Source organism: Robertmurraya sp. GLU-23 (assembly GCF_052983275.1).
On the sequence record NZ_JBRKCV010000035.1, the window covers coordinates 1 to 4,235 of the forward strand.

Sequence of the window (4,235 nt, forward strand, 5' to 3'; positions counted from 1 at the left end):
GTTTACTATAACAACTATCGTTATCAATGGAATTTAAAAAAGATGACTCCTATTCAATTTAGGAATCATCTTTTAGCTGCTTAGTCTCTTTTTTTATAGTGTCCTTGACAAAGGTGCCAGTTTATACCAAGATGTTCTCTATTTTAGGAAAATTGAGTTGGTTCTTTAAAGAAAATTGGAAACGCTACACTGTTGCGATAACACTCCTTATTTTTATTGGATTTGTTGATGTTATTCCACCAAAACTTGTTGGAATGGTTATTGATGATATTCATATGGGAGTAATAAGTAAGGAAAAAATTGTGCAGTACTTGTTAGCTTTTTTTGTTCTGACAGTTGTATCCTATGGGGTCACATATATTTGGATGTACCAGCTGTTTGGTGGGGCTTTTCTTATTGAAAGAAAACTGCGCTCACAATTTATGAGGCATCTTTTTAAAATGACACCAACGTTCTTTGAAAAAAATCGAACGGGAGATTTAATGGCCCGTGCAACAAATGATCTAAAGGCTATTTCTACAACTGCTGGTTTTGGTATTTTAACACTTGTAGATTCCACAGCCTTTATGCTGACAATCGTTGCGATGATGACGATCTTTATTAGTTGGGAACTTACTCTTGCGGCAGTCCTACCGTTGCCAATTATGGCTGTTCTCATCAATTATTACGGCAATACCATTCATAAAAAGTTTATGCTAGCACAGGATGCATTTGGTGAACTAAATGACCGTGTTCTCGAGTCGGTTTCAGGAGTAAGAGTGATTCGCGCCTATGTTCAAGAACGTGAAGATCAAAAACGATTTCACGATATGACAGAAGATGTTTATAAAAAGAATGTGGCGGTTGCAAAAATAGATTCTTTGTTTAATCCAACGATCAAGGTTTTGGTTGGGCTAAGTTATGTTATTGGATTAGGCTTTGGTTCATACTTAGTGTTCCATAATCGACTCACGTTAGGGGAACTGGTTTCGTTTAATGTATATTTAGGTATGCTTGTTTGGCCAATGTTTGCGATTGGAGAGCTTATCAATATTATGCAAAGAGGAAATGCTTCATTAGACCGAGTGCAAGAAACCTTATCCTACGAGCCTGATGTATCGGATCCATTGAATCCAAAATCGGATAATAATCCGGAGCAGATTACGTTCAAGGAATTTTCCTTTCGATACCCATCCTCTAACGTAGATAATCTAAGTAAAATCAACGTAGATTTGAAACGAGGGGAGACATTGGGGATTGTTGGTAAAACAGGGAGTGGAAAAACAACCTTTATTAAACAGCTATTAAGAGAATATCCGTTAGGGGTAGGAGCGTTAACGATTTCTAATGTAGAGTTAAATGAGCATACGTTAGAAACAACTAGAGGATGGATTGGATACGTTCCACAAGATCACGTCCTGTTTTCAAAGACGGTAAAAGAAAATATTCTTTTTGGACGACTGGACGCTACTGATGCTGATTTGGTTAAAGCTATCGAATTAGCGGATTTCCAGAAGGATATTGAGATGCTTCCCGATGGTCTAGAAACACTTGTTGGAGAAAAAGGTGTTGCTTTATCTGGGGGACAAAAACAAAGAATTTCGATAGCGAGAGCATTAATTAAGAATCCTGAAATTCTTATTTTAGACGATTCTCTTTCAGCCGTTGATGCAAAAACTGAAAAGAAAATCATCGAGAATATACGAAGTGAACGAAGTGGAAAGACAACAATTATAACGACTCATCGAATGTCTGCCGTTCAGCACGCGGACCGTATTGTTGTGTTGGATGAAGGGATCATTGTTGAGGAAGGAACTCATGAAGAACTTATGGAACGGAACGGCTGGTATCGAGAGCAATATGATAGACAGCAGGTTCAAACCTCATCTGAAGTGGAGGTGAGTGTATGACGACTGGTAAACGCCTCGTACAATACGCTTTGCATTATAAAAAAATCATAATCGCAGCACTTTTGATGCTTTCAGTCGCAGTTACCGCTGACCTTGCAGGACCATTCATTGCCAAGAGAATGATTGATCAACACATATTAGGGATTGAGTCGACTTGGTATCAAACAAATGGAACGAAGGATTCAGTTGAATACAAAGGGAATTATTATAAACGTGAGAAATATACTGAGGACGATGAGGTGAAGGTAGAAGAAGCAACCATTTTACAAGTGAATCGTTCATTCGTCTTTGTGGAGGAGGCGACTCCCTTTGACGGGGAAAGAAGCTTTAATAATGGTGTACTAACCATTACAAAGGGAGACAAGATTGAGACCTTTGATGGAACAAAGCTTTCAACGGAGGAGCTAGTAGCATTTTATCAGCCGGAAACCTCAAGAATTATTAGTTTATTATCACTGTACCTCGGATTGATTGTTATTGCAGCAATATTTGAATACGGACAGCGTTATTATTTGCAGATGTCTGCAAACCGGGTCATCCAAAAAATGCGTGAGGATGTATTTGGACAGATTCAAAAGCTTCCTATTCGATACTTTGATAATTTGCCAGCCGGTAAGGTTGTTGCGAGAATAACAAATGATACCGAAGCCATTCGAGAGTTGTATGTTACTGTACTATCAACCTTTTTTACCAGTGCAATTTACATTACGGGAATTTATATTGCTTTATTCATTCTCAATGTAAAACTAGCTTTAATTTGTTTATTGCTATTGCCAATTCTTTTTGTATGGACACTTGTATATCGAAAATACGCATCAAAATATAATCATAAAATCCGTTCGAGAAATAGTGATATTAACGCAATTGTTAATGAATCCATTCAAGGGATGAACGTGATTCAAGCATTTAATCGAGAAAAGCAAACTCAGAAAGAATTTGAAAAACTAAATGAAGATCACTTTAAATTTCAAAACAAACTTTTAAGTCTCAATTCATTAACTTCACATAATTTAGTAAACGTACTAAGGAATGTGATATTTGTAGCTTTTATTTGGTATTTTGGGGGAGAAGCACTAAAGCCAAGTGCGGTAGTCTCGCTAGGAATGCTGTATGCGTTTGTTGATTATATTAATCGCCTTTTTAACCCGATTCAAGGAATTGTGAATCAGCTAGCCAATCTAGAACAAGCGCTCGTTGCGGCAGACCGTGTGTTTGAATTATTAACCGAAGAGGGAATTGATGTTAATGATCATCGGATGGAACGCTATAAGGGGAATGTAACTTTTGATCATGTTTCTTTTGGATATAAAGAGAATGAATTTGTTTTAAAGGATATTCATTTTACTGCGGAGCACGGGGAAACTGTGGCGCTTGTAGGACATACTGGTTCAGGGAAAAGCTCAATTATCAATCTGCTTTTTAGGTTTTACGATTGTCAAAAAGGAAGTATTTTAGTTGATGGAACCGATATAAAAAGTATTCCTCACCAAACACTACGACAGCATATGGGAATCGTGTTACAGGATCCTTTTCTATTCACTGGTACGATTGCTTCAAACGTTAGTCTTGATAATCCAGCTATTACTCGAGAAAAGGTGGAACAGGCACTTCGTGATGTAGGGGCTGACAGAGTATTCAAGCATTTGGAAAAGGGTTTTGATGAGCCGGTTATTGAAAAGGGTAGCACGTTATCAAGTGGCCAGAGACAGCTTATATCTTTTGCAAGAGCATTAGCATTCGATCCGGCCATTCTTATTTTGGATGAAGCAACATCTAGTATTGATACTGAGACAGAAATGATCATTCAAGAAGCAATGGATGTATTGAAAAAGGGAAGAACCACATTTATTATTGCTCACAGATTATCGACGATTCGGAATGCTGATCAAATACTCGTATTAGATAAAGGGTGTATCGTTGAAAAAGGGACACATGATGAATTAATGGAACAAAAAGGAAAATATTATCAAATGTATCAGCTTCAACAAGGTAGCAGCATAGCTGGTTAATGTTCAAATAACTTTCGAAATTTAGACATACAATTTTCTAAATTTACGTCTAGTCGGTCCCCAGATTCGTGATAATGTTAAAGCAAACAAGGCACGAAGGGGGACTGACAGATGGAAGAGCTTTCGGTGACATTAGTTATTGCAAGTATTATGGTTTTAGGTTACTTTATTGGATTTACAATCATTAAAGAATCATAAAAACAGCCTTTTATTGAACTGCCCCATAAATGTTAGACATCAATCTTACATTTATGGGGTTTTTTATGTCTAATTTTACAGCGGAAAATAGAATACAAATGGTTTTAAGGTATTTAAATGGTAACGAATCAATTAAGGA

The 4,235-nt window shown here is 37.0% G+C and carries 3 protein-coding genes; all 3 read left to right on the forward strand.

Annotated elements, in window-relative coordinates; translation table 11 throughout:
* On the forward strand, window positions 1-84 hold an 84-nt coding region (locus ACVBAX_RS25150; protein WP_251524369.1), incomplete at its 5' end, for an IS3 family transposase.
* 47 nt (window positions 85-131) lie between these two features.
* Complete coding sequence (locus ACVBAX_RS25155; RefSeq protein WP_447119664.1) at window positions 132-1,889, forward strand: ABC transporter ATP-binding protein; 1,758 nt, start codon at window positions 132-134, stop codon at window positions 1,887-1,889.
* Window positions 1,886-3,898 carry an ABC transporter ATP-binding protein gene (locus ACVBAX_RS25160; protein ID WP_447119666.1) on the forward strand — a complete coding sequence of 671 codons (2,013 nt, stop codon included), beginning with the start codon at window positions 1,886-1,888 and terminating at the stop codon, window positions 3,896-3,898. Before ACVBAX_RS25155 ends, ACVBAX_RS25160 begins: the two co-directional genes overlap by 4 nt.
* The last annotated feature ends 337 nt before the right edge of the window (window positions 3,899-4,235 follow it).

What these genes read in the sequence shown, in the direction of transcription:
- ACVBAX_RS25155 (WP_447119664.1), top strand. Translation starts at nt 132, where the DNA reads ATGTTCTCTATTTTAGGAAAATTGAGTTGGTTCTTTAAAGAAAATTGG.
- ACVBAX_RS25160 (WP_447119666.1), top strand. Translation starts at nt 1,886, where the DNA reads ATGACGACTGGTAAACGCCTCGTACAATACGCTTTGCATTATAAAAAA.